The following is a 26800-nucleotide window of genomic DNA, read 5'->3' on the forward strand; positions in this document are numbered from 1 at the left end:
AAAACATAGGGCTGAAAAACACATTCAGCCCTGAATTGTATTTTTCCCGTTTTTCCTTTGCGAAACGCGCCGGACATGTTAACCGCGTACCGAAGTACGCGGAACTGTTTTATCACACTTTGATCTCTACTTCTACTCCACTTGGAAGTTCCAGCTTCATCAACGCATCTATCGTTTTTGAAGAAGAGCTATAGATATCAAGCAATCTCTTATAAGAGCTTAGTTGAAACTGCTCTCTGGATTTCTTGTTCACGTGAGGTGAACGAAGAACAGTAAAGATTTTTTTGTTTGTTGGTAACGGAATTGGTCCGGTAACAACAGCTCCCGTAGTCTTTACGGTTTTAACGATCTTTTCAGCAGACTTATCTACCAGGTTATGATCGTAAGATTTTAGTTTTATTCTGATTTTTTGACTCATTTCCTTAAGATTATTCGTTTGCTGCTCCTTTAGCTGCTTTGATCACTTCTTCAGAAATATTAGAAGGAGTTTCAGCATAGTGAGAGAATTCCATAGTTGAAGTTGCTCTACCTGATGAAAGTGTTCTTAATGTAGTTACATATCCAAACATTTCAGAAAGAGGCACTTCAGCTTTGATTACTTTCGCTCCAGATCTGTCTGACATGTTGTTTACCTGACCTCTTCTTCTGTTAAGGTCACCAACGATATCACCCATATTCTCTTCCGGAGTAACAACTTCTACTTTCATGATTGGCTCAAGAATCACAGCTCCCGCAGATTTTGCAGCAGATTTGTATCCCATCTTTGCAGCCAGTTCGAAAGAAAGTTGATCTGAATCAACAGGGTGGAAAGATCCATCCTTAAGTTCAACTTTTAAAGTATCCATAGTAAATCCAGCTAAAGGACCATTCTTCATAGCCTCTTTAAAACCTTTTTCTACGGATGGCACGAATTCTTTAGGAATACGCCCACCTTTAATAGAATCTACGAACTGAAGACCATCACCTTCAAAGTCTTCATCTACTGGTCCCATTGTAAATACGATATCCGCAAATTTACCACGACCACCAGACTGCTTCTTGTAAACTTCTCTTTGATCAGCATCTCTACGTACAGCTTCTTTGTACTCCACCTGAGGCTCACCAACGTTTACTTCTACTTTAAACTCACGCTTCATTCGGTCAATAATGATCTCAAGGTGAAGTTCTCCCATACCAGAGATAATCGTTTGTCCAGAATTATCATCAGTCTTCACTGTAAAAGTTGGATCTTCTTCAGCAAGTTTTCCAAGAGCCATCCCCATCTTTTCTACATCAGCCTTAGTTTTTGGCTCCACTGCAATACCAATTACAGGTGCAGGGAAAGACATTGATTCAAGAACAATTGGATGGTTTAAATCTGTAAGAGTATCACCAGTTTTGATGTCCTTAAATCCAACAGCAGCCCCAATATCTCCAGCTTCAATACTATCGATTGGCTCCTGCTTGTTTGAGTGCATCTGGTAAATTCTTGAAATACGCTCTTTTTTACCTGAACGTACGTTCAACACGTAAGAACCAGCCTCAAGAGTACCGGAATAAGCACGGAAAAAGGCTAAACGACCTACGAAAGGATCGGTAGCAATTTTAAATGCAAGCGCAGAAAATGGAGAATCCACATTTGGCTTACGACTTTCTTCCTTACCTGTATCTGGGTTAGTACCTTCAATTGCTTCTACATCCACTGGAGAAGGAAGGTAACGCATCACAGCGTCAAGCATCGCCTGAACACCTTTATTTTTAAATGCAGAACCACACATCATTGGAATGATGCTCATATCTATAGTTGCAGCTCTTAATGCAGCGATGATCTCATCTTCTGTAATAGAACTTTCGTCCTCGAAGAATTTCTCCATCAATGCTTCATCATATTCTGCAACCGCTTCCACTAATTCTGCACGGTACTTATTAACATCATCTACAAGCTCCTCAGGAATATCAATAGTATCATAAGTCATCCCATGATCCTCATCATTCCAAATAATTGCTTTCTTAGAAATAAGATCAACCACACCTCTAAAGTCGATTTCATCACCGATAGGCACCTGAAGCGGCACCGGGTTACCACCAAGCATTTCTCTTACCTGACGACATACGTTGAAAAAATCTGCACCCTGACGGTCCATTTTATTAACGAAACCTAGACGTGGAACTCTATATTTATCTGCCTGCCTCCAAACAGTTTCAGACTGAGGCTCAACCCCGTCTACTGCAGAGAACAATGCAACAACTCCATCAAGAACACGCAATGAACGCTCTACCTCTACAGTAAAGTCAACGTGACCTGGAGTATCAATAATATTCACAGTAAATTCCTGATCGCGGTACATCCACTTACAGTGTGTAGCTGCAGAGGTAATAGTAATACCACGCTCCTGCTCTTGCTCCATCCAGTCCATAGTGGCAGCACCATCATGAACCTCACCGATTTTATGACTTATACCTGTATAATAAAGGATACGCTCCGTAGTTGTAGTTTTACCCGCATCAATATGAGCCGCAATTCCAATATTTCTAGTAAATTTTAAATCTCTTTGTGCCATGTTGTTTTAGAATCTAAAGTGAGAGAATGCTTTGTTAGCCTCAGCCATTTTATGAGTATCTACTCTTTTCTTAACAGCAGCTCCTTCTTCTTTTGCAGCAGCAAGAATTTCAGCAGATAGCTTTCCAGCCATTGACTTCTCATTTCTTTTACGTGCAAAACTAATTAACCACTTCATAGCAGTAGACACCTTACGGTCTGGACGAATTTGCATTGGTATCTGGAATGTTGCACCACCTACACGTCTACTTCTCACTTCAACGTGAGGCATCACGTTAGAAAGAGCATCTTTCCAAATTTCCAATCCAGATTTCTCTTCGTCTTGTTTTTTCTCCTCTACAATCGCGATAGCATCATAGAAAATTTTAAAGGCTACCGACTTCTTACCATCCCACATCATCATGTTCACGAAACGTGTAACTAGCTGATCGTTAAATTTTGGATCTGGTAAAAGCGGTCTCTTTTTCGCCTGTCTTTTTCTCATTTCTTTACATTAAAAGTTTTTAATTACTTCTTAGGGCGTTTTGCACCGTACTTAGATCTTCGCTGAGTTCTACCTTCAACACCGGCAGTATCTAGCGCACCACGAACAATGTGATATCTAACACCTGGTAAATCTTTTACCCTTCCACCTCTAACCAATACTATCGAGTGCTCTTGTAGATTGTGTCCTTCACCAGGAATGTAGGCGTTAACCTCTTTCCCGTTTGTCAACCTCACCCTTGCTACTTTTCTCATAGCAGAGTTTGGTTTCTTAGGAGTAGTGGTATACACACGTGTGCAAACACCTCTCCTTTGAGGGCACGAATCCAAAGCAGCCGATTTACTCTTCTTGGTTATTTTGGCTCTTCCTTTTCGTACTAATTGTGAAATTGTTGGCATAATTTCCTATACACTAATTATTAATAAATTTTATTCCCCCGATTTTTAGGGTTTGCAAAGGTAGAAATAAAAAGCTAATAATCAAATATATGCCCACTTTAATTTTGCAACCACTACTCGTACAGAATAGATATATAGAGCTCGAAGACAGCTGAAAACTTGTTCCCTACCAAATCTAGCTTCAGAAATACTCTTTGCATAACCTTCAAATTGCCAATTCACTGCATTATTGTTTGCCGTTTTAAGTTTTTATTGCATTTAATTAGTTAAAATTTGGTTTATTAACATTAAATTATAATTTTTGCGGCTGGCTAACTCAAACAAATTCAAAAATGAGAACAAAGTTTAGAATTATTTTAACGCTATTTTTAGCGTTCGTGGTGCAACTTAGTTTTGCACAGGAACGTTCTATATCCGGAACGGTGACCGATTCAGACGGTCTTCCCCTACCCGGTGTAAACGTTCTGGTCAAAGGTACTGGCACGGGTACCCAAACCGATTTCGATGGAAAGTATGAAATCAAAGCCAATCAAGGCGATGTACTTGTCTTCTCTTTCATTGGTTTGAGACAAACTGAATACACCGTTGATAATATCGATACGATAGATATTACGATGGAAAATGATTCCGCACAGCTTCAGGAAGTGGTAGTAACCGCACTCGGTATTAAGCGAGAAAAGCAGAGCTTAGGATATGCACAGCAAACAGTTGAAGGCGAATCCCTTATCAAAGCTCGTGAAACGAATATCAACAATGCTCTTGCCGGTAAGGTTGCTGGTGTACAGTTTACTGGAGCTCCTAGTTCTGGATTTGGAAACTCCAATATCCGATTAAGAGGTAATACTGGTGTGCTGTATATTGTTGATAACGTTAAAGTCCAGGATGCTTCAGATATTATTACTGATGATATAGCTGATATGTCGGTGTTGAAAGGTGCCGCAGCAACTGCATTATATGGTCCTCAAGGTATTAACGGTGTAATTATCATTACCACCAAAAGCGCAGGAGAAGGACAAAGTAGCATCTCTGTAAATCATAGTTCTGCCATTGAAAATGTGTATAAAATTCCAGAGTACCAAAACGAATATGGAGGAGGTTACTCTCAAGAATTTAATACTTTCAATTTTGATCCATCTATACATCCAGCCGATTGGAGTTCATTTGATGGTCAGTCTATGGTTGAATATTATGCAGATGAAAGTTGGGGACCAAAGATGGACGGTCAACTTGTTAGACACTGGGATTCCTGGATTCCAAACACACCCGAATTTGGGGAATTAAGACCGTTTTCACCAAACCCTGATAATGTTCGCGACTTCTTCGAAACCGGTATTACTTCAAATACCAATGTAACCTTTACCAAAGGTGGAGAAGGTTTTTCAGTAAGAGCTAGTTTAGCTAAAATTGACAGAACTGGGGTGATACCTAATTCTGAAAGAAATACTGTTCAGGGATCGCTAAGTGCGAGTGTGGATATTTCAGACAAACTGGAAGGTTTTGCGAGTTTAAATTACCAGGACAGAAGAACTTCCAATTATCCATCTAACGGATACGGAAATATTGCGTCAAACTTTAACCAATGGTGGCAAAGGCAACTTGACATTGATCGCTTGAAGGATTACAGAAGAAATGGACAGGTTGTTTCATGGAACCTTAATAGCCCTACAAACACATCTCCATTGTATTGGGATATGCCATATTTCATTACTAATGAAAATGTAAACCCTCAAAATAAAAATGCTTTATACGGTAGATTAGGGTTAAATTATAACTTCAATGAAGACTTCACTGCCAGTGTTGAAGTAAGAAAAACATTAAACACCTATGAAAGTTCAAACAGAGCTGGATTTGGTGGTCTTTCTCAACCTTTCTACTCTGAATACGAGGAAACTAATAATACAGATGAATTATTTGGTATTCTGAATTACCAAAAAGACCTCACTGAAGACTTCGATATTAGCGCAAGCGCAGGTTTTGAAATCTACGATAGAAATGAAAAGTCTATCTCAGCTTCAACAGCAGGTGGATTGACAGCAGATGGGTTTTATAGCCTAAATACTTCAAGAGATAGACCTAATTTATCTAGCTATTACGAGGAAATAGGTAGACAATCATTGTTTTCTAAAGCTTCTATTGGTTTTAGAAACCTTCTTTACCTAGATGGTTCTGCCAGATTAGATTGGCAGTCTACCGCATTCTCAGAAAACAACAGAGTTGAAACTTATGGAGGATCATTAAGTTTAATATTTAGTAAATTATTACCTCAGAATGATATTCTTTCGTTTGGTAAATTAAGAGCCAGCATAGCTGAAGCACCAAGATTTCCAGGGGTATTCCAAATTTCAGAGACGTACAATATTGGAACACCATACGGTTCTTTCGGAAAATTATCTGTAAAGAGCGGATTAAACAACCCAACCTTAACTGGAGGGGTAAGAAGAGAGTACGAATTCGGTACAGAAATGAGATTTGCAGACAATAGGTTAGGTCTGGATGTTACATATTTTAATAAACAAGATGACCAACTACCGGCGGATGTTTCACTTGACCCATCTACAGGATTCCGCAGTTTTTCTACAAACTCAGGGGAACAGACTTATAAAGGTTGGGAATTAGCTTTCAATGTGGTACCAGTTAGAAATGACAACTTTGTTTGGGACATCAACGCGAACTTTGCGACTTTAGAAAGAACAGTGGATGCAATCGCACCAGGAACAGACGTAAATGTATTATCAACAACCTGGAGAGGAATACAACTACAGGAAAGAGTTGGTGAAGAGTGGGGTGCAATATATGGTAGAGCTTACCGTAGAGATGATGCAGGTAACATTCTATTATCAGATACCGGTAACCCTCGTTACGACTCTAATCAATACCTGGGTAATGTATTACCAGACTGGACTGGTGGAGCTACATCATTTATGCAATACAAAAATTTATCTTTAGGATTGGATTTTGACTTCCAGAAAGGTGGTAAGATCTTTTCCGTTACCAAAATGTTCAATGCTTACTCAGGTTTAGGAGAAAGCACTATAGGTAACAATGCAGCCGGCAACCCGCTACGTGATGCAGTTACTGGTGGAGGTGCAGCAGTTGCAGCTTCTAATGCAGATGCTTCAACCGGTGGTATCCTTATAGAAGGAGTAGATGAAACAACAGGAGAACCTGCATCTTATTATGTTGAAGCTCAGACTTACTATGGTAGATTGTTTGCACTACATGAAGAGTGGTTATACGATGCCTCTTACGTGAAATTAAGACAAGCTAGGCTGGATTACGAAGTTAAAGGAAGCTTAGTGGATAACACTCCTATTAAGAAACTAAACATTGGAGTATTTGCAAGTAATCTTTGGTTGATTTACAGCTCTATTGACGATATTGATATTTCTGAATTGGAGGACAGTCAATTGACTGGATACGGTTGGACTGAAGGTGGACAATCTCCTAATACGAGAACAATTGGTCTAAACGTGAATATTACATTCTAACTAAAACGCTATTAAAATGAAAATAAAATTTATCAAAAAATCGATACTTTTAGCATCAGTAGTACTTTGTACTACTGGTTGCGAACAAGTTGACTTCCACGGGATTAATGAAAATCCTAACGAACCAACAGCTCCATCGGCTGGAAGCTTGCTAGCTAACGCGGAAGGCGCGGTTTCTGCCTATGTTGGTGCTACGACTCCGAACTTGTACGTGCAGTATTTATCCAACGGACAGTATGATGAAGAATCCAGGTATCAAACACTTAACTGGGATACTTCCTATTGGTATGGAATATTAACTGATTTAGATCGAATGATTGAAATTAGCGAAGATCCTAACCAAATCGCCGCAGGAACAATTTTGAGAGTCTACTTAATGGAAGGTATGACAACGAGATGGGGTAGACTTCCATATTCAGAAGCACTTCAAGGATTAGATAACCAATTTCCAGCGTACGATTCTCAAGAAGAAATCTACACAGGATTATTTGAAGAACTCAATTCGGCGCTAGCTATGATTGGCACCGGTACTTCTCCCGTACAGGGTGATTATATTTTTGGAGGTGACGTTAGCAGATGGGAATCTTTTGGACAAACTTTAAAAATGGTTATGGGATTAAGGTTGTCGAATGCTAATCCAGAAATGGGACAACAAATGTTCAATGAGGCACTTGGAAGCGAAATAATGGGTAATTCTGAAAACTTTTTCTACCCATATTTAGCAGACGAAAATAATGATAACCCGTGGGAAGATAGATTCCTAGCGCCAGACTTTAGAAGAGATTATCTTGTAAGTGACGTTTTTGTAGATGCAATGATAGGATCTGGATCTGCAGAAGACCCGGAAGACGAAAGACTGATGGGAATGGCTGATCCGGCATTCAATTCTGGTACATTTGTAGGAGCACCTTACGGTATGTCCAATTCTGCAACTGATGATTATTCTTTCATCACTGGAGATATTATATACAACCAGGAAGCTCCACTTTATATGTTTACTTATGCTGAAGTACTTTTTGCTAGAGCGGAAGCTGCAGAATTAGGCTGGACAAGCGAAAATGCTGAGGATCTTTATGCTCAAGCTATTACCGCTTCATTCGAACAATGGGGGCAATCTTCTGAAGATGCTTCAGAATATATAGATGAAAATAGCTATGATGGTTTAGAATCTATCGGTTATGAAAAATGGGTAGCACTTTATTTCCAAGGATATGAAGCATGGGCTGAATGGAGAAGACTTGAAGCTATGGGCTATGAAAAAGCACTGGTTGCTCCAGCTGATCTACTGAGTAATGCAACAGATATTCCAGATAGACAAGCATATGCTGCAACGGCTGCATCTTTAAACGAAGAAAGCTATCAGGAAGCAATATCAGCTCAGGGTGCAGATGAACTTAATACTAAAATTTGGTTATTTGAATAGTCGCAACTTATTTTAGTAATGCAAAAACCTGCTCTCATTGGAGCAGGTTTTTATTTATGTACTATATTGAAAGTCATTAATCTATGTAATTATGAAAAACTTCTCTTCCACCCTATTGCTCATTATTTTATGTCTTACCGTCCAATCCCAAAATCCAACAAATTCAGGAAATCTTTCAGATGGATTTAAAATCACAAGAAGCTCCCCAAAAGGTGATCCATTTTTGAGCTCTGAATGGTATGTAGGATATGGAATAAACAAAGACGGGTCTACAACCAGACCACAACAAATGAATTATGATATCTATGGTAACAATCTAGTATATAAAACAGGTACCAATGGCGAACCAATGAAATTATTAGATGATTCCATAAGTGGCTTTATATTAAAAGACAAGAATACCGAGTTATTATTCTCTAAAATTGAAGGCAGCAAATTTGAGAAAACCAAGAGGGAAGATCGCTATTACCATGTTGTAAGCCCACCTTCGAATTATGTTATCGTTGAATATATAAAGGATTTAAATGATCCCAATGCGAGTGGCTGGGTTTCGAGTAAAGACAATACTTTGAGTGCCGAATATGAATTAGATACTAATTATTACATTCTCAACCGTGCAGACCAATATGTTGAAGTAAGACTAAAAAGAAACCATATTCTCAAAGCTTTAAAGGATAGGAAAGATCAATTGAAGACTTATATAGATTCGAATAACATTGATTTTGAATCGATCCTCGATCTGGTGAAAATCCTTGAATATTATTATACTTTGTAAAATATAAAAATTCATTAATCATAAAATTTTAAGTTTAATAACGATAAGATGATTGCTATTTGTTAAGATTACAAGAGCCGTAATGTTAAAGTAGGCGCTTTATATTATTGGCTATCAGGTCCTTATGCTAATCTTCGTGATTTATTATGAGATTATGTTTGCTTTAACGCTTTATTCTACTCACATTTGATGTCGGCTAATTCAAACAAATTTTAAAATGAAAACAAAGTTTAGTAGTATTTTAACGCTATTACTGGCGTTCGTGGTGCAAATAACTTTTGCACAGGAACGTTCCATTGCGGGTACGGTGACTGACTCAGATGGTCTTCCCCTTCCTGGTGTGAACGTTCTTATTAAAGGTACTGGCACGGGTACCCAAACAGATTTCGACGGAAATTATGAAATCACTGCAACTCAGGGAGATGTATTGGTTTTCTCTTTCGTTGGATTGAAACAAGCAGAATACACTGTTAGCACAAACGATCAAATCGATGTGGTAATGGAGAATGATTCTGCTCAACTTGATGAAGTTGTAGTAACTGCATTAGGTATTAAAAGAGAAAAGAAACAGTTAGGTTACTCTACTCAGGAAGTAGGTGGTGAAGCTGTATCTGATGTTCCACAACAAAACTTCGTGAACTCTCTATCAGGTAAAGTTTCTGGTCTTAGTATTAAGTCTTCAGGAACACTTGGTGGATCTACGAACGTTGTAATTCGTGGTAACTCTTCTCTTACTGGGAACAACCAGGCACTTTTTGTTGTTGATGGAACTCCAATTAGCAACAATACACCTAACAGTAGTGGACAAGCTGCTGGTCGTGGTGGTTATGATTATGGTAACGCTGCTTCGGATATTAACCCGAATGATATTGCTTCGATCAACGTACTTAAAGGTGCGGCTGCAACTGCACTATATGGAGCAAGAGCTGCGAATGGTGTTGTAATTATTGAAACTAAAAAAGGTTCTAAAGGTAAAGGTATTGGTGTATCTGTACAGTCTTCTATTACTGTAACGAATCCAGATATGGAAACTCTTCCAGAATATCAGGATCAGTACGGTGCTGGATACGGTGCTTACTATGCTTCTGATGATGGATACTTTAACCTTTACGATGTTGACGGTGACGGTAACCTGGATGAAACAACTCCTTTTACTGAAGATGCTTCTTTTGGTGCTGCATTTGATCCTAACAGACAAATTTACCAGTGGAACTCTATCTATCCGGATCTTGACACCTACCAACAAGCTTCTCCATGGGTAGCTGGTGAGAATGATCCTAACAGTGTATGGCAAACTGGTTACACTTCTGTAAACTCTGTTGCTTTAGATGGTGGATCAGAAACTTCTTCTTTTAGATTGAGTGGAACTCACCTGAATCAACAAGGTAACCTTCCAAACTCTAACATTAAGAGAAACACTCTTAAGTTTAGTGGTTCTCATGAGTTCACAGATAAGTTCAACGCTCAAGCGAACATTACTTATACTAAGACTGATGGTAAAGGACGTTACGGAACTGGATATAGTTCTTTGAACATTATGCAACAGTTCAGACAGTGGTTCCAAACTAACGTAGATTTCGAAGAACAAAGAAGAGCTTACGAGGCTACAGGACAGAACATTACCTGGAACCCGAATTCTCCAGATGATTTATCACCAATTTATTCTGATAACCCATACTGGACATTCTACGAAAACTTTCAAACTGATACTCGTAACAGATATTTTGGTAACGTAAACCTTAATTATGAACTGAATGATGTATTCAGCATATTAGGTAGATTTACTTTTGATACGTATGACGAATTACAGGAAGAAAGAATTAATGTAGGATCAGCAGATATTGCTAAATACAGCCGTTACAACAACAGAGCTGCTGAATACAACTATGACCTTATCCTAAACTTCAACAAAGACATCAGTGATGATGTTAACATTGATGGTAACTTAGGTTTCAACTTAAGAAGAAACGAGAGAAACAGCATTTTCGCTTCAACAAACGGAGGATTAAATAAAGCTGGATTCTACGCACTAAGTAACAGTGCAAGCCCACTTAACCCACCTTCAGAGTACGAATCTGTAAGAATGCTGGATGGTGTTTACGCTAGAGCAAGTGTAGGTCTATTCAACACTTACTTCCTTGAAGGTACTATTCGTAGAGACCGTTCTTCTACATTACCAAAAGAAAACAACACTTTCTACTACCCTGCGGTATCTGCAAGTGTTTTGTTATCTAACCTAATTGATGCAGACTGGTTAAGTTTCGCAAAACTTAGAGGTAACTATGCTGAAGTTGGTAATGACACTAATCCTTACAATGTATTTAACACGTATACAATATATTCTGGTTTCAATGGAGCTGGTGTTGCGAGTAACAATTCAAGACTTAGAAACCCTGACTTAAAGCCAGAGCGTCTTAAGTCTTATGAAGTTGGTTTGGAAACAAACTTCTTCGATAGAAGAATTGGTTTAGATGTATCTTACTATAGATCAAGAACTGAAGATCAAATTACTCCAGTTCCTGTATCTCCTTCAACTGGTTTCTCTGAACAGCTTTTAAATGCAGGTGTGATTGAGAACAAAGGTATCGAGATTGCATTAACTTTGAACCCAATTAGAACTGAAGACTTCAACTGGAACATCAATGTGAACTGGGCGAAGAACGAGAACGAAGTACTTGAGCTTACTGATGGAATTGAAAACCTACAGTTAGCTAGCCTACAAGGTGGTATTTCTATTAATGCTGCTCCAGGCGAACCTTACGGTGCTATTAGAGGAACAGATTTCGTTTATGACGAACAAGGCAACAAAGTGATCACATCTGCTGGTTACTACGCTAAAACTCCTAACTCAAACTATGTTATTGGTGATTTCCAACCAGATTGGATTGGTGGTGTTCAAAACACATTCACTTACAAAAACATAGCTCTTGGATTCTTAATTGATGTTCAAAAAGGTGGAAGCGTTTTCTCTCTTGACCAATGGTATGGTACTGCTACCGGTATTTATGCAAGTAGCGTAGGTACTAACGAACTTGGTAATCCAATTAGAAATACTATCGAAAACGGTGGTGGTGTTCTTCTAGATGGTGTTCAGGGTGATGTTAGCTTTAACGCTGATGGTACTTACGAAGTAACTAACACTTCTCCAAACGAGACTAGAGCTAGAACAGATTATTACGCTAACCCTTATGGGTACGCACGTGCTCCTAACGCACTTCACGTTTATGACGCTGGATATGTAAAGTTGAGAGAAGCTACGCTTACTTATAACTTTGGCGATAGAGTACTTGAAGCTTTACCATTTACAAGAGCTTCTGTATCATTCATTGGTCGTAACCTTTGGATCATCGACAAGAGCATTCCTTACGCAGATCCTGAAGCAGGTTTAAGTGCTGGTAACGTTCAAGGATACCAGTCTGGTGCTTACCCAACTATGAGAGAAATAGGTGCTAGTCTTAAATTTAACTTTTAATTAAAATACTATGAAAAAATATATTGTTGCTCTTTCAGCTGTTGCAATGCTTTGGTCCTGCCAGAGTGATGAACAGTATGAAAATTTAAACCGGGATCCTAAAAACCCCGATGCTGTAGCTTCAGATTTCTTATTTACGGCTGCTACAGTAAGTCTTGGTGATTACACCGCTAGCCCGAACGTAAACGAACCTCTTTACAGGTTCCTTGGGCAGTACTTGACTACAACCACTTATACTGATGAGCCTAACTATGATTTTACAGCTCGTCAAAATCCAGATGCAGTTTGGAGTGAATATTACACAGATGTAATTTATGATCTTCAAGATGCAAAGAGAGTTGTAAATGCTAACGAAGGCTTGACTCAAGGTCAAAAAGACGCTAGACTTGGACAACTTGAAGTGATAGAAGTTTATACCTGGCACTTATTAGTTGATGGATTTGGAGACATTCCTTATACTCAGGCTTTGCAACCTAGTGAATTCTCACTTCCTGTATATGACGATGCTGCTACTGTTTACGCAGACCTTATTTCAAGACTTGATGCTGTTGGAGGAATGCTATCAGCTGGACAAGGATTCTCAGGTTCAGATGTTGTTTACGAAGGAGATATGAGCAAATGGATGATGTTTGCTAACTCTCTTAAACTTAGAATGGGAATTAGACTTCAGGATGTAAATCCTTCTTTATCGCAATCTACTGTTGAGTCTGCTGTATCAGCCGGTGTTTTCGCATCAAATGATGACAATGCTACGATCGATTACCAATCTAATGCACCAAACACAAACCCACTTTGGGAAGATTTGGTTCAGAGCGGTAGATCTGACTTTCTTGCGTCTGAGACAATCGTTGATTACATGAATCAATTTGAAGATCCAAGAAGAATGGTTTATTTCGATGATAATATTGCTGATGGTTACATTGGTGGTGATTATGGTGGAAGTAATAACTATGGTTCTTTCACTCACATTGGAGATGCATTTCTTGATCCAACTAGAGAAGGAATTCTTTTAGATTATGCTGAAGTTAGATTTAATCTATCTAAAGCTGCTGAACTTGGATATAGTGTTCCTGGTGATGCTGAGACACACTATAACGCAGCGATTACTGCTTCTATGGAGTATTGGGGTGTTTCTAGTGATGAAACTGAAGAATACTTATCACAGCCTGATGTAGCATATGATGGTTCTGAAATGCAATTTGCAACTCAGTTCTGGATCGCTATGTATGACAATCCTGCTGAAGGATGGTCTACATGGAGATTATATGACGATCCGGTTTTCAATATCCCAACAGATAATGAGACTTTCGTTCCACTTAGATACACTTATCCAATCGACGAGCAGAACTTAAACAATGCTAACTACATTGATGCTGCTGGTGCAATTGGTGGTGATGATGCTCAAACTCCAGTATTCTGGGATACGACTACACCAGATCAATCAACTTACCCTGGTCCAGCGACTGAGGAAGATGATGAATAGATATTGAATTAATTCAATATGAAAAGCCACCCAAATGGGTGGCTTTTTTTTATTATTCATTTCTCGAAGGATATAATTGTACTAACTTTGAAGCATGGAAGAAACTACAAGAATATTCGGAATTCGAGCTGTGATTGAAGCTATAGAAAGTGGGAAAAGTATTGAAAAAGTATTTATCCAGAAAGGCTTAGCCGGAAGCTTGTTTCAGGAATTGAACCGTCATCTCAAGAGCGGATCTTTCACCGTGTCTTATGTGCCGATTGAGAAATTAAACAAACTTAGCAAGGGTAATCACCAGGGCGTCGTAGCCAATATATCTCCAATAAGTTTTGTAAGTCTTAATGAACTTGTAGAATCTGTTCAGAATAAAAGTATTATTCCACTCTACCTTCTATTGGATGGTATTACAGATGTTCGGAATTTTGGAGCCATAATTAGAACCGCAGAATGTTGTGGAGTAGATGGCATCATCGTCCAGGAAAAAGGATCTGCTCCCATCAATGCAGATACGGTAAAAACTTCAGCCGGAGCAGTTTTCAAAGTCCCTATTTGCAAGGTAGATCATATTAAAGATGCTTTATTTCATCTACAAACATATGATATAAAGATTGTTGCAGCTACTGAAAAAACGGATGACACTGTTTACGATATTGACCTTAAGCAACCTGTGGCCATCGTAATGGGTGATGAAGCTAAAGGGGTATCAAACTCAATTCTTAAGCTAGCCGACTATAGGGCAAAACTACCTATGCTCGGAGAGATCGCTTCTTTGAATGTATCTGTAGCCTGTGGGGCGGTGCTTTACGAAACTGTTAGACAAAGAAGTTAATTCTTGTCGTCTGACTTTTCAGTATAAATGTAGTTATACTCTGTTTCCTCCTCTTCCATATTCTGAAAAGGTAGGTTATCTACAAAATTTCCTTCTTCGTCAAAATGCTGCATAAATAAATCATCAGAATCTTTAAAATCTGAAGATTCCCAATGATATTTAGGAGGTTTTGCGATTTGTTTTTTAAAAACTACAGCGAGACCCAGGCCGCTCAATAGACCCGCCAGGTGTCCCTCCCAGGAAATCTTTGGATCTATTGGAGTTACGTACCATATCAATCCACCGTAAACAAATACTACTATAAGCGACAATGCTACGAGCCGGTAATTCTTAGAAAAGATTCCTTTGAAGAAAAGGAATGCTGCAAGCAAGTAGATAATTCCACTAGCTCCTATGTGATTTGCCGGTCGACCTATAATCCATGTAATCAAACCGGTGGAAACGAGACCAATCAGCAACACTTTCCAGCGTAAGGGCCTGTAAAAGTAAAATAAGGCGAGAGATAGTATGAATAAGGGAATAGTGTTATTAAAAAGATGATTTATATCTGAGTGTATGAATGGTGAGAATACGATTCCCCGAAGCCCAACTACTTCACCCGGCCTTACACCGAAGGGCGCTAAATTTAAATTGAACCGAAGCTCTGCCCAAAAGACTATCCAGATCATCAACACGAATAATAAAGGATACCCTATTGTGCCGCTGGTAAAAACAAATGGAGAGGATGGTTTCAAATTGTATTCAATTTTAATTAATATTACAAAAAAGCATCCAAAGAGTTCAGGATGTTAACTTGTCAGACAAAACACCCATGAGTCAACCACTAGCAGAACGATTGCGTCCTAAAACTCTTGATGATTACCTGAGCCAGCATCACCTTATTGGTAAAAATGGTGCTTTGCGACAGCAAATTAAACAAGGGATCATACCATCCATGATCTTATGGGGACCTCCTGGTGTAGGCAAAACCACATTGGCGAATATCATAGCTTCAGAATCTGGCCGACCATTCTTCACCCTTAGCGCAATTAGTAGTGGCGTAAAGGACGTACGTGAGATCATTGAAAAAGCTAAGAAAAGTGATGGTTTATTTACCACCAAAAGTCCGATTCTATTTATTGATGAAATCCATAGATTCAGTAAATCTCAACAGGATTCTCTACTTGGAGCTGTAGAGAAAGGATGGGTTACTTTAATTGGTGCCACGACTGAAAATCCGAGTTTTGAGGTTATATCTGCCCTTTTGTCCAGATGTCAGGTTTATATTCTGAAACCGTTCTCAAAGGAAGACCTGGTAGATCTGCTAAAGAGAGCAATGGAGCAGGACAAAGTAATTTCGGCTAAAAATGTTCAGCTAGAAGAGACTGAAGCTTTATTGAGGTTAAGTGGTGGAGATGCCAGGAAACTTCTAAATATCTTTGAATTACTAGTCACTTCAGAAGAAGTAAATGTAAAGATCACTAATGATCTTGTACTTCAGAAGGTTCAGCAAAATACCGTTCTATATGATAAAACGGGGGAACAGCATTACGATATAATTTCTGCATTTATCAAATCTATTAGAGGGAGTGATCCAAATGCTGCGGTTTACTGGCTGGCAAGAATGATCGAAGGAGGTGAAGATGTGAAGTTTATTGCCCGTAGGTTATTGATCCTGGCGAGCGAAGACATTGGGAACGCAAACCCAACCGCTCTGGTCATAGCCAATAACTCATTCCAGGCGGTGAATACAATTGGATATCCGGAAGCCAGAATCATACTTAGTCAGTGCGTGACCTACCTGGCCACTTCACCTAAGAGCAATGCAGCCTACATGGCTATTAATAAAGCTCAAAGTTTGGTAAAGAAAACAGGTGATTTGTCGGTTCCTCTTGCGATCAGGAATGCCCCTACGAAATTAATGAAAGATATAGGTTACGGAAAAGATTATAAATATGCCCATAACCATGCAGGTAATTTCGTTGCAGCAGAGTTTCTTCCAGATGATATCGCTGGCACTACCTTCTATGAACCCGGAAATAATCAGCGGGAAAATGCTCAAAGAGAATTTCTGCGGAAGCGCTGGCAAAAAAAGTATGGTTATTAATTTTTAGATTTTAGTAGTACTGACTTCTGCTGATTAGTGTCGCTGTCGAAGTAGCTAATTTCTATTCCTGAATTCTTACGATAAGATACGGTCCCACTATTTAGGAGCGATCTATATACAAATTCATTGGGTTTATTTGTCTTCAATAATAGCGCTATAGGTTCGGGAGCATTCCGTTGGTATAAGGCATAGTTGGAATTGTAGGCTCTTAATTCAAAAACAGCATCACCATAGATCCATACACTATTTTCCAGAGAAGTTAAATTTTCATCAACTTCACTCCCGGCTGGCAGATCATTTTTTTCGGAAGCTAATACTTCAGGAGTGACATTACTTTCGGATTCTGGAACTACCTCATTTTTTACCTCAGAAGTTATATTCCTTCCCACTTTGACAGAAGAATTCTCACTTGACTTTTTAACCGATTCATTAATGGCTGAGCTATACTCATATGGCAGATCAGCCAGTTCCTGAAAAGCATCTCGAAAAGATTCCTGGTAGGCAGCCTGAAATTCCTTCTCCTTACTCTTTCCCTCACGAGTTTTATAGACGGTCATTCCTTTACAATCCTGAAGTTCTATATGCATTTTGGTTACAAACAATCCAGAATCTTCTACTAGAACCGGACTTACGCCCAGACAAGGATTTTGCTGGAGATCTTCTGGCCAGGTTTTAGTTTTCATAATAGTTTGAAAACCATTCTTTTCAAATAGGAATTTTGTAAGGGCATTTAATTGGTACTGGTTCGTTTTGCCAAGAATGTCATAGCTTTCAGGAACAATTATATATTTATAATCATTCAGATCTTGGGAAAAAATGTTCCCATAAAAAATCATTGCTGCTAATATTATTAATTTTTTCATAAGTCTTTAAATACGTATTGTATGCCTAATTGCAAGGATGCACTATGCGCATTGGCAAGGTTGGTATAGCCAATGATATCGTTTAATGCGATATAGGCATTGAAGTTTTTAAATCTACTGGAAGCCATTACCCCAAACTTTGTCCGCGAAAATTGATCCAAACCATAAGCCACTCTAAATCTGAAATAATCATTTACTTTCCTGTCCCAATAAGTGGTAACACCATAAGTAGGACCCTTAGGACGATTGACTCCGGAAACTATCATTCCGAATAAATTCATATAGCGCGGCTTCTTGCTAATCAAATAGTCACAAGGTAAGATCGACTTCCCTGTTCCAAATTGTATGGAAGCATTGTATTTCAATGGACGCCAGGTATTATATTCGCTAAAGGTTTTTACATCTTTGAGATTCGCATCAAATTGCTCTTCTAAAACGTCCCAGTAAGGAATGGTCTCTTCATTATCCAATTCAGGAAAAAGCGGCTCTAAACCACTTGAGTCATAAGATCCAAAATATCTGGAATTTTCAATGTCCTTCTGATGGAACATTAAGCCCAGATCTCTTATAGAAGCATTCACAGAGAACTGATCAGTTACTCTATAATGAAATCCAACATCTACTCCTACTCCAACATTCTGACCAAAGAAAGATCTGCTAAGAAGTTCAGCAGCTGCCTGGTCAACTGTCATGTCTTCTTCATCACGAAGACTTGCATAACCAGAGGTATTTATTAAAATATTAAAATCATCAATTTCGTGATTATAGAAGTTTTCTTCCCCAGGTGTATCATATGTTGTAAAGGTTCCTTCATTATCCACGCTTTCAACATTAAAAATCCCGGAGTACAGTTTGACTCGACCACCAACGGTTAGCTTAGAATCCATTTTATAATTAAAGCCAGCATGATAAACGGTAAGCACCTCACCTGTAAAGCTAACATCATCGAATCTGAATGGTCGTCCTATATAGTCTGCATTACCTTCGAAAGCAAGTTTTGCAGGATCACTGGGGAAGTAAGCGAAGATATCGACTTCCTGATATGCACCTGCAGAAAAGTAACCTCTATTACCCATTTTCCACCCAAAGGAAATAATCTCTATTTGCTCATTAATAGAAAAAAAATCTGTAGAAGTAAGGTTCCTGATAGCGCTTTGAATTCTTGCATTGATATTACGCCCGTCATCTTCAAAAATATCCTTGGCAGTAACACCTGTTGAACCTACAGCAAAATGAATTTGCGAAAACAAGGGAATTCCAAAATGTCTTGTAAAATCTATCCTGGCACCTGGATTTTGAAGCAATGCCTGTGGCAGGTCATCCACATTATACAGTAAGGGTTTATTTTGCCCGGATACAGAGCTGCAATAGAAGAAGATAAGCAGTACTATTGCTATTCTCATGTTAAAAAGTTAGTCTGAATAATCCTCTGGATGTAAATTTCAAATTCCCTTCAAGACTTTTTGAAGGCTCTAAAAGTTCCAGTTCTACCGCAAGTTCTATAGAATTCTTAACCTGATTTATATTTGACTCCTGCACGATATGAAGCGTATCAATTACAGAGATCATCGTATCGCTACCAGCCGGGATGATATAGTTTACATCAAATTCCTTCCTGTTTCGGTCATTTAAAAACTTCAGCTCACTTCTTACAGCATAAGGAAAACTATTTTCATGCCGAAACCTGAATTCAGCATAGGTTAGACCCTCCTGCATGTAACTGTCATCAAGATATTCAAGCCTGACCGTATCTCTTATGACAGCCGTGAACTCTCCAGTGTCAGAATCCAGAAAGTCATCTTTGTTGAGATCGTAATAAATGATATCGACATCAATGTCTGGAGTAATTTGAATATCCTCTGTCTGGCTAAGGTCTACATCTTTAAAACAAGAGGTGCAGAGCGCCAGTAAAAACAGGCCTGCAATTGTTTTGGGAATGTGGATTTTTCTAGACACGAGAAAGCTTTCTTAGTCTACGAAAATACCTAATCTTTATTATTATAGATAATCCCTTAGTTGTTTTAACTTTTGAATCCTGGGATGTTCAGTCCTGGAATTACCCTCTCTGGAATCCAGATAGATAACCTTCATACCATATTGATGACCTCCGCAAATATCCGCTTCGAAATTATCTCCTATCATTACTGAAGTTTCGGGTTTACCCACTCCCTTTTCAATAGCTTTTTCAAAGATGAGCGAATGCGGCTTTTTAACTCCTGCTTCTTCTGAAGTTGTCACCGTTCTAAAATAGTTAAGGATGCCAGATTTCTCCATTTTTAAATGCTGAACCTCCTCAAAACCATTGGTGATAATATGCAAATTATAGGAGGCTGACAGATACCTTAGAATATCCACTGCACCATCCAGTAAATGGTTATTATTAGGAAGGTAATTGATATAATCCTCAGATATTTTAGAGATTAAAGTATCGCTCACCTCAAACTTTAAAGCTTCAAAACTGTCTTTCAACCTACCGTATCTAAGATCCTCTTTACTAACCAAATTATTTCGATAAGATTCCCAGTATTGGTGGTTAATAGGCATATAGATCTTTAAAAATTCCTGAAGCTCTATTTCCAACTTCTGATCTACAAAAATTTCCTGAAATGCGAGGGAAGAATTTTTGTCAAAATCCCACAACGTATGATCAAGATCAAAATATACGTCCTTAATATTAGTCAATCTCATGAATCTGGTTTAATACTGAATAATAAGAATTGGAATCTGCATACTGCGAAAAATCATGATTAGAAAACACAGATCTTAAAGTTCCTTGAACTTCCTTTGTTTCCAGTATGATCCTGCGAAGATCTTCCTTTAGCTTGTTCCGGGTCATTTTAGCTACTACATTCGAATTGAACGCATACGGGTGAACCTTTAGAGGCGTGGTCACTTCCATATTAATGTCATAAAATAGGTATGAAGTGCTCGTACCAGCCCTAAAACCAAGTTTGTCTGGATAACCCATTGAGTAATCATTATTGATCTCCAACTCAATCAGGTTATTGTATTGATCTGGGAGCCTTAGGTTGTATTGATGATTCATCGCATGTTCTACTGAACTATGCACTATATCCTCTAGTCTCAGTTTCTCCTTTCGCAGAATTCTGATATCTTCCATGGCATAATAACCCATCAACAATCCAACTTTCGAATAATCTGCTACCGACTTGATTACCGCTCTGTGAGGAATTCTATTATGGCTTATATTTCGATCATGCCTCGAAAAATCGCTTAGTTGAAACATGAATAAAGTTTCGATCTTATCTTCTCTTATGATGCTAATTAGGTCCTCGAAAGTATCATTGGGATCTGATTTTATTCGGATCCATACCTGCAATCTATCTAACACCTTACCTATATTAAACTGCACAAGGTCCGATAGCAGACCAACAAAACTTCTTAGAAAACCTTTATTTTTAAAGATGAATGTATTTTCTGAAGTAATAATGGTGCTATTATGATAAGCTCTTTTTTTATGTTCTAACTGTGGGAAACGTTCCATCAGGATTTCCTGAAACTTATAAGCCCAGATATCCACAATTGGTTTATGCAGAAAGTTTTCCTGAAATGCAATACTTTCGGATGCCGGAAATCTTCCAAATTCGTCTTTAACGTGTGGTAGGTATTCTTCATACCTGCTAAGTAGATAGAAAGAAGCGGCAAAAATATCAAAGGGTAGATCACTGGATTCTGCCAGGGCAAAAAATCCAATCGTATCATCCCAAGGTTGCACCTTAATTTCTATTTCTGAAAAACCCTGCTCCAGGAGAAGATCTACATTCTGAATAAAAAATTCGTTCCCTAGCGCCTGTTTTCCGTAGCTTAATTTTGGACCGTCATGAGCAATAAACTCTTCGATCTTGGATGTGAAGTTGATGGGAATCCCCAGGATGTGTGTACATAAATGCTTGAATATGTATACAATTCGTGGTGTAACTTTCTGAGTATAAATTAGAAGCATTTATTGAAGTCTTATAGAATTCCGTCGTCGGCAAAGCTAAAATATGACTTTTCAGTAACAATGATATGATCCAAAATTTTTATATCAAGGCTTTCGGCGGCAGTTTTAAGCTTTTGGGTTAATTGCTTATCTGCTTCACTAGGACGCAAATTTCCACTTGGATGGTTGTGAGTCAGAATAAGAGATACCGCACCTATTTCTAAAGCCTTTCTTAAGCTTATCCGAACATCTACCAGAGTCCCGGTAATTCCTCCTTTGCTTATCTGAAATTTCTCCAGGATTTTATTGCTGTTATTAAGATATAAGATCCAGAATTCTTCATGAGGTAACTCCCCTATGATGGGCTGCATGATCTCGTAAACTGAAGAACTCGAAGATATTTTACTTAATTCCAGAGTTTCTTCAAGTCGTCGTCTTCTTCCCAATTCCAGCGCGGCGGTGATCACTACAGCCTTTGCATTTCCTATACCTTTAAATTGACATAGTTGCCCAATGCTGAACTTTCCCAATTGATTGAGATTATTTTCAGACTGCGCAAGAATTCTTTTTGACAGCTCAACGGCTGATTCGTTCCTACTACCAGAACCAATAAGAATTGCCAGTAATTCTGAATCGCTTAAGGCCAGACGCCCCTTAGATAAAAGCTTCTCCCGTGGACGATCATCTTCCGCCCATGTTTTAATACTTTTCGATGAATTTTCGCTCATACTCTAAAATAGATCAATATGAGCTAATAGTAGCATTAGATAAGTTCTTTTAAAGATTCCATATCCAAACCGCCATAATTACCACTGCTCATCATTAGTAATACAGAATTGTTAAAACCTAAATCCTTCAGCTCAGCCTCGAAATTTTCAGGACTTGTATATACTTTCAAACCTTGCTTCTGAAAAGCATGTTCAATCTGGTCTTCAGAAACATCATCTAGTTTTTTTATCGCAACCGCATCAGGAGAATAGAAAACAAGCGCTTCATCAGCCTTTTCTAAAGTATTCTTATATTCCTTTAAAAAGTCTGCATTTAAGCTTGAGTAAGTATGCAACTCCAGGCAGGCAATCAATTTCCTGTTTGGATACTGTTCTTTAACTGCAGCAGTAGTAGCAGCAACTTTGGATGGACTATGTGCGAAATCCTTAAAAATGATTCCATTGGAGGTTTCAGCAACTTTTTCCAGTCTTTTCGAAGCACCCTTAAATGTGGCAATAGCTTCGTAAAAGTCATCCTCATCAATACCCATATGCTGGCAGATCCATTTTGATCCTGCGAGATTATTCATATTGTGCTTACCAAATATCTCCAGAGGCAATTCACCTTCCGGAGCATCAAGTATCGTAGTATTATCTTCTGTATGATAATCTGGGGTATGATATGGATGCTTTCTAATGGGATTTTCCGTAGTCTCTGCAAGCTCCTTTACCGTTTGATCTTCCTCATTGTAAACCAGTATTCCGCCATTAACGATAGAATTGATGAAGATTTTAAATTGCTCTACATAATTTTGATACGTTGGGAATACATTAATATGATCCCAAGCGATACCACTCAGCAAGGCAATATTTGGTTGATAAAGATGAAATTTTGGTCGTCTATCGATTGTAGAACTTAAATATTCGTCTCCTTCTATAACAATAAAATCATTCTCCTGGGTCAAATGAACAGGATTGTCCAGACCTTCGAGAGTTGCACCTACCATGTAATCAATTTCCCTGTTATGGTAATTCATCACATGCAGGATCATTGAGGTAATACTGGTTTTACCATGTGAACCGCCTATAACTACCCGAGTCTTATTCTTTGATTGTTCGAATATAAATTCGGGATAACTGTATATCCTAATACCCAGCTCCTTCGCCTTTGTTAACTCCGGATTATCTTCCCGTGCATGCATTCCTAAAATAACAGCATCCAGATTTGAAGTTATTTTAGAAGCATCCCATCCCATTTTCTGCGGAAGTATATTTTCGTTTTCAAGACGCGATCTGGAAGGTTCAAAGATAGCGTCATCACTGCCAGTAATATGATATCCCTTTCGCTGAAGCGCGATCGCAAGACTATGCATTGCACTACCACCGATGGCTATAAAATGTATGTTCATGGAAAAGATTTGTACAAATATAAAAGTAATGGAGGGCTGAATATTACATTCTCTGAATTTTCTGCTTCTCGATAAGTGCTTTATCGAAGTTAGGTGCAATCTCCAGTGATTTTTTGATATAACTCAAAGCGAGGTCCTGATTTTCATTTAACCTTTCTATCTGAGCCCATCTATAATAAGCCCAGGAAGGATCTTTGATGTCTTTATAACCGTAGTTTTCAATGTAACGTTTGACAAGACTTTGGCCATGATCCAGTTCAATCGAGTAGATTGCCGCAACTTCAGCAAGTTCATAATTTAAATAGTTTCTTGTGATCAACTCCGGTTTTCTTCGGGAGAGTTTGATTGCCGCTTCGTATTTAGTCTCTGCGAGCTTTTGGTAGTCCAGGAATTTATAGATGTAAGCGTCTGCTAAAAGACCATCCAATTCATTTATTCTATGAAGTTCTGATGCGTAACTTTCTGCCATTGTCTGGCTTCCTCCTACAAATCCTGGAATCTGCATATAGAGTTCTACCAGCGCCCGCCTTGATTCAGAGTGATTTGGATCCAGCTCAGCAGCTTTTATCAAGTGTTTTTTAACATCACCAATAAGCATGGTTGCCTGAAATTTTGATCCATAATAGGCTTTCATCCCTATTGCTCCGCCTAATTTGAAATTATAATTACTATCGTTTGGCTTCGCTTTTACAAGTTGCTCATACTTAGAGATCGCCATATCCCAATTTTTTCTAAAACTATAAATATCACCTAATAGTTCGATGGCTTTAAGTTCAGAATCATGTTGAAGGAGCAGAGTTTCGGCAGCCTTATCGTCGCCAGAGTTCAGCAACTTTCCTGCTTTAGATATATCAGATTGAGTGTAACCGATTGACGTCATTAACATCAACATAAAAGGCAGAAATGTATTTTTTATTAACATAAATAAAATTTTATTAAATTTAAGATTTGTAATAACCTGAATTGCAATATTTAGCATTATTTGAGCCAAACGTTAAGATGTTTCTTAATTTAACTGTGCATATTAAAAATTATTTTAATATTTGTGCAACTTTATTTAAACCGAATTTATTTAACAATTAACACCTAGCCTATGCAAAATTTTACCTTAAGGTTTAAGGGGAAAGTTTTTTACCTCTTTGCTTTAGCTTTAATTCTTGGGACAATGTCCTCTTATGGACAGTGTGCTACACCAGATCAAGATCAAGATTACTGTTTCTTGCAAACAGTAAGTGATCTAAGATTTAGTAACGGCACGAATGCAGCTATATACGAAACTGCTGATTCTGACAATGACACAGATCCTATAAATGGAAATGAGCTGCTCACCAATGGAGAGACTTATTTTATTGGTAGCACAACAGAAAATTGCACTAGAGTATCTGTTACGGTAAATGTAGCTGCAGCAGAAACTCCTGACAACACACTTTTCCCAGGAAGAGATGATTTTACTCTTTCTCCTTGTATCTCTTCTAATTTCACAGTTGCAGACCTTGAAGATCTATTCATTGCAGATCCAGATTATACATTAGAGGTATATTTAGATGAATCTGGAAGTAATGCTTTACCTGAAGGTCAGGAGCTTACTCCAAATGAAAGTTATTTTGTGGGACAGGTAAGCTCTGGAAATGGCAATTGTCCTTCCACAAGAGCTGCAGTAGGTTACAATCCAACACAAGCTCCTACTCCTAACGCACAAGCGTCTCAAACTTATTGCGAGGGTGCTACTGTAGCCGATTTAGTAGCTACTGGTACTAAAGAAAATAGTCAGGCAATAAGATGGTATAGAAGCATGACTTCTAATTCTCCACTAGCAGATGATGTTGAATTGATTAATGGGGAAGATTATTTCGCCTCTCAAATTGTTAATGACAGAAACGATCCATTCCCTCCTTGCGAAACTCAAATGAGTGACAGAGCGAGAGTTATCGTTACTTTAGAAGATTTTGACGCCGGTGCCGATGTTACTGAAACGATTTGCCAGGACAATCTGCAAACCAGGTTAGGTAATGGTGAGGCTCCAACAGCCGTTTTTCTTAGTTTGGTTGAAGACAGAAACTTACCATCAGAAGTTAGTTTTAGTCCTTCCATTGCTAGTTTAGCAAATAGTTACAACAGTAACCCATTCCAGACATTCACAACTTTAGCAACATTTACAACAGAAGAAGGTTGTGTAGATGATGTAGAATTGAATTTGACTGTACTTGATAATCCAGATGCTGGAGAAAATGGATCTGTTACTCTAAGCCCATCTGATGATCCAATTAATTTAATTGATGTTCTTAATGGAACTCCGGATCAAGGTGGTACTTGGTCACCTGGTAATGGAACTTTTGATCCATCAACAGATAGCGCTGGAGACTTCACTTATACTGTTAATAATGGAACATGTTCAGATTCAGCTACTGTTACAGTTATCGTAGAAGATTGTCAAGGTGCAGCACCAAATAACTCTATCACTTTCTGTAATGATGAGATAGATGCAGCCGTAAATGATGTAGACGATATAGATGACATCTATTTCAGTTTGCTTCCAGAAGGAACGCCGACAGATGGATCTTTCACACCTACAATCCAACAGTTACTGACAAGATACAGCCAGAACAACATTCAGGATTTCACAACTACCTACAGCTATTCTGAAGGGGAGTGTGATTACAGTGCAGATCTTACTATTACAATTATCGAAGCAGATCCAGCCAATGCAGGTAGCTTTGACAATATTGAAACAGTATGTTCTAACACTGATCTAATTGATCTTGCTACCTTAACCAATAATGATCCAACTGCCAATACAGAAGGGACATTTACAGGTACAGGAGTAACTAATAATACATTTGACCCTTCTACAGGTGCTGGAGATTATACAATCACCTACACTGTAGCTGATTCTCAACCATG

The 26800-nt window shown here is 38.4% G+C and carries 21 protein-coding genes; 8 read left to right on the forward strand and 13 right to left on the reverse strand.

What is annotated here, in order from left to right:
- Window positions 1-112: 112 nt before the first annotated feature.
- From rpsJ to rpsL, 4 genes are read right to left on the reverse strand one after another with little or no spacing between them, the layout of a single operon-like run.
- Window positions 113-418, reverse strand: coding sequence for a 30S ribosomal protein S10 (gene rpsJ, locus ACNI3T_RS04505; RefSeq protein WP_026915146.1), 306 nt, complete (start codon window positions 416-418; stop codon window positions 113-115).
- A gap of 10 nt (window positions 419-428) precedes the next feature.
- Window positions 429-2540: an elongation factor G gene (gene fusA / locus ACNI3T_RS04510; RefSeq protein WP_418226788.1), complete on the reverse strand. Its 2112-nt coding sequence runs from the start codon at window positions 2538-2540 to the stop codon at window positions 429-431.
- Window positions 2541-2546: 6 nt separating this feature from the next.
- On the reverse strand, window positions 2547-3023 hold the full coding sequence (gene rpsG, locus ACNI3T_RS04515) for a 30S ribosomal protein S7 (RefSeq protein ID WP_026915144.1): 477 nt from the start codon (window positions 3021-3023) through the stop codon (window positions 2547-2549).
- A gap of 23 nt (window positions 3024-3046) precedes the next feature.
- Window positions 3047-3421 (reverse strand): 30S ribosomal protein S12, encoded by a 375-nt coding sequence (gene rpsL / locus ACNI3T_RS04520; protein ID WP_010230128.1) that lies wholly within the window; start codon window positions 3419-3421, stop codon window positions 3047-3049.
- Between the two features lie 332 nt (window positions 3422-3753).
- On the opposite strand from rpsL, the gene ACNI3T_RS04525 reads away from it, so the two are divergent.
- The 6 genes from ACNI3T_RS04525 (at window position 3754) to rlmB (ending at window position 14891) form a co-directional block, all read left to right on the forward strand.
- On the forward strand, window positions 3754-6909 hold the full coding sequence (locus tag ACNI3T_RS04525; RefSeq protein ID WP_418226789.1) for a SusC/RagA family TonB-linked outer membrane protein: 3156 nt from the start codon (window positions 3754-3756) through the stop codon (window positions 6907-6909).
- A 16-nt stretch (window positions 6910-6925) separates the two neighbouring features.
- Complete coding sequence (locus ACNI3T_RS04530) at window positions 6926-8332, forward strand: SusD/RagB family nutrient-binding outer membrane lipoprotein (protein WP_418226790.1); 1407 nt, start codon at window positions 6926-6928, stop codon at window positions 8330-8332.
- A 91-nt stretch (window positions 8333-8423) separates the two neighbouring features.
- A complete protein-coding gene (locus tag ACNI3T_RS04535) occupies window positions 8424-9107 on the forward strand; it encodes a hypothetical protein (protein WP_418226791.1) in 684 nt (227 codons plus the stop codon).
- Between the two features lie 217 nt (window positions 9108-9324).
- A complete protein-coding gene (locus ACNI3T_RS04540; protein ID WP_418226792.1) occupies window positions 9325-12579 on the forward strand; it encodes a SusC/RagA family TonB-linked outer membrane protein in 3255 nt (1084 codons plus the stop codon).
- A gap of 10 nt (window positions 12580-12589) precedes the next feature.
- Window positions 12590-14062, forward strand: coding sequence for a SusD/RagB family nutrient-binding outer membrane lipoprotein (locus ACNI3T_RS04545; protein WP_418226793.1), 1473 nt, complete (start codon window positions 12590-12592; stop codon window positions 14060-14062).
- A gap of 94 nt (window positions 14063-14156) precedes the next feature.
- On the forward strand, window positions 14157-14891 hold the full coding sequence (gene rlmB / locus ACNI3T_RS04550; protein WP_418226794.1) for a 23S rRNA (guanosine(2251)-2'-O)-methyltransferase RlmB: 735 nt from the start codon (window positions 14157-14159) through the stop codon (window positions 14889-14891).
- On the opposite strand, the gene ACNI3T_RS04555 is transcribed toward rlmB, so the two are convergent.
- Window positions 14888-15625, reverse strand: a complete 738-nt coding sequence (locus ACNI3T_RS04555; protein ID WP_418226795.1) for a rhomboid family intramembrane serine protease — start codon at window positions 15623-15625, stop codon at window positions 14888-14890. The two genes, rlmB and ACNI3T_RS04555, sit on opposite strands and share 4 nt — an antisense overlap.
- Before the next feature lie 77 nt (window positions 15626-15702).
- On the opposite strand from ACNI3T_RS04555, the gene ACNI3T_RS04560 reads away from it, so the two are divergent.
- Entirely contained in the window at window positions 15703-16977 is a 1275-nt protein-coding gene (locus tag ACNI3T_RS04560) for a replication-associated recombination protein A (protein ID WP_418226796.1), read from the forward strand.
- On the opposite strand, the gene ACNI3T_RS04565 is transcribed toward ACNI3T_RS04560, so the two are convergent.
- The 8 genes from ACNI3T_RS04565 to ACNI3T_RS04600 are packed head-to-tail and all read right to left on the reverse strand — an operon-like array spanning window position 16974 to window position 24821.
- Window positions 16974-17840: a hypothetical protein gene (locus ACNI3T_RS04565; RefSeq protein WP_418226797.1), complete on the reverse strand. Its 867-nt coding sequence runs from the start codon at window positions 17838-17840 to the stop codon at window positions 16974-16976. The two genes, ACNI3T_RS04560 and ACNI3T_RS04565, sit on opposite strands and share 4 nt — an antisense overlap.
- On the reverse strand, window positions 17837-19243 hold the full coding sequence (locus ACNI3T_RS04570; RefSeq protein WP_418226798.1) for a DUF5723 family protein: 1407 nt from the start codon (window positions 19241-19243) through the stop codon (window positions 17837-17839). The genes ACNI3T_RS04565 and ACNI3T_RS04570 overlap by 4 nt, the downstream gene beginning before the upstream one ends.
- Before the next feature lies 1 nt (window position 19244).
- Complete coding sequence (locus ACNI3T_RS04575; protein ID WP_418226799.1) at window positions 19245-19796, reverse strand: hypothetical protein; 552 nt, start codon at window positions 19794-19796, stop codon at window positions 19245-19247.
- A 42-nt stretch (window positions 19797-19838) separates the two neighbouring features.
- Entirely contained in the window at window positions 19839-20528 is a 690-nt protein-coding gene (locus tag ACNI3T_RS04580) for a YjjG family noncanonical pyrimidine nucleotidase (protein ID WP_418226800.1), read from the reverse strand.
- Entirely contained in the window at window positions 20515-21804 is a 1290-nt protein-coding gene (locus tag ACNI3T_RS04585; RefSeq protein WP_418226801.1) for a polysaccharide deacetylase family protein, read from the reverse strand. The genes ACNI3T_RS04580 and ACNI3T_RS04585 overlap by 14 nt, the downstream gene beginning before the upstream one ends.
- Window positions 21805-21815: 11 nt before the next feature.
- Complete coding sequence (radC, locus tag ACNI3T_RS04590; protein ID WP_418226802.1) at window positions 21816-22511, reverse strand: RadC family protein; 696 nt, start codon at window positions 22509-22511, stop codon at window positions 21816-21818.
- 35 nt (window positions 22512-22546) lie between these two features.
- Window positions 22547-23899, reverse strand: coding sequence for a UDP-N-acetylmuramate--L-alanine ligase (locus ACNI3T_RS04595; RefSeq protein ID WP_418226803.1), 1353 nt, complete (start codon window positions 23897-23899; stop codon window positions 22547-22549).
- Window positions 23900-23942: 43 nt separating this feature from the next.
- Window positions 23943-24821: a tetratricopeptide repeat protein gene (locus tag ACNI3T_RS04600; protein ID WP_418226804.1), complete on the reverse strand. Its 879-nt coding sequence runs from the start codon at window positions 24819-24821 to the stop codon at window positions 23943-23945.
- 171 nt (window positions 24822-24992) lie between these two features.
- Between ACNI3T_RS04600 and ACNI3T_RS04605 the strand changes: the two genes are divergently transcribed.
- On the forward strand, window positions 24993-26800 hold a 1808-nt coding region (locus ACNI3T_RS04605), incomplete at its 3' end, for a hypothetical protein (RefSeq protein ID WP_418226805.1).

It is taken from the genome of Christiangramia qingdaonensis (assembly GCF_048381525.1).
In the GTDB taxonomy this organism is placed as follows: Bacteria; Bacteroidota; Bacteroidia; order Flavobacteriales; family Flavobacteriaceae; genus Christiangramia.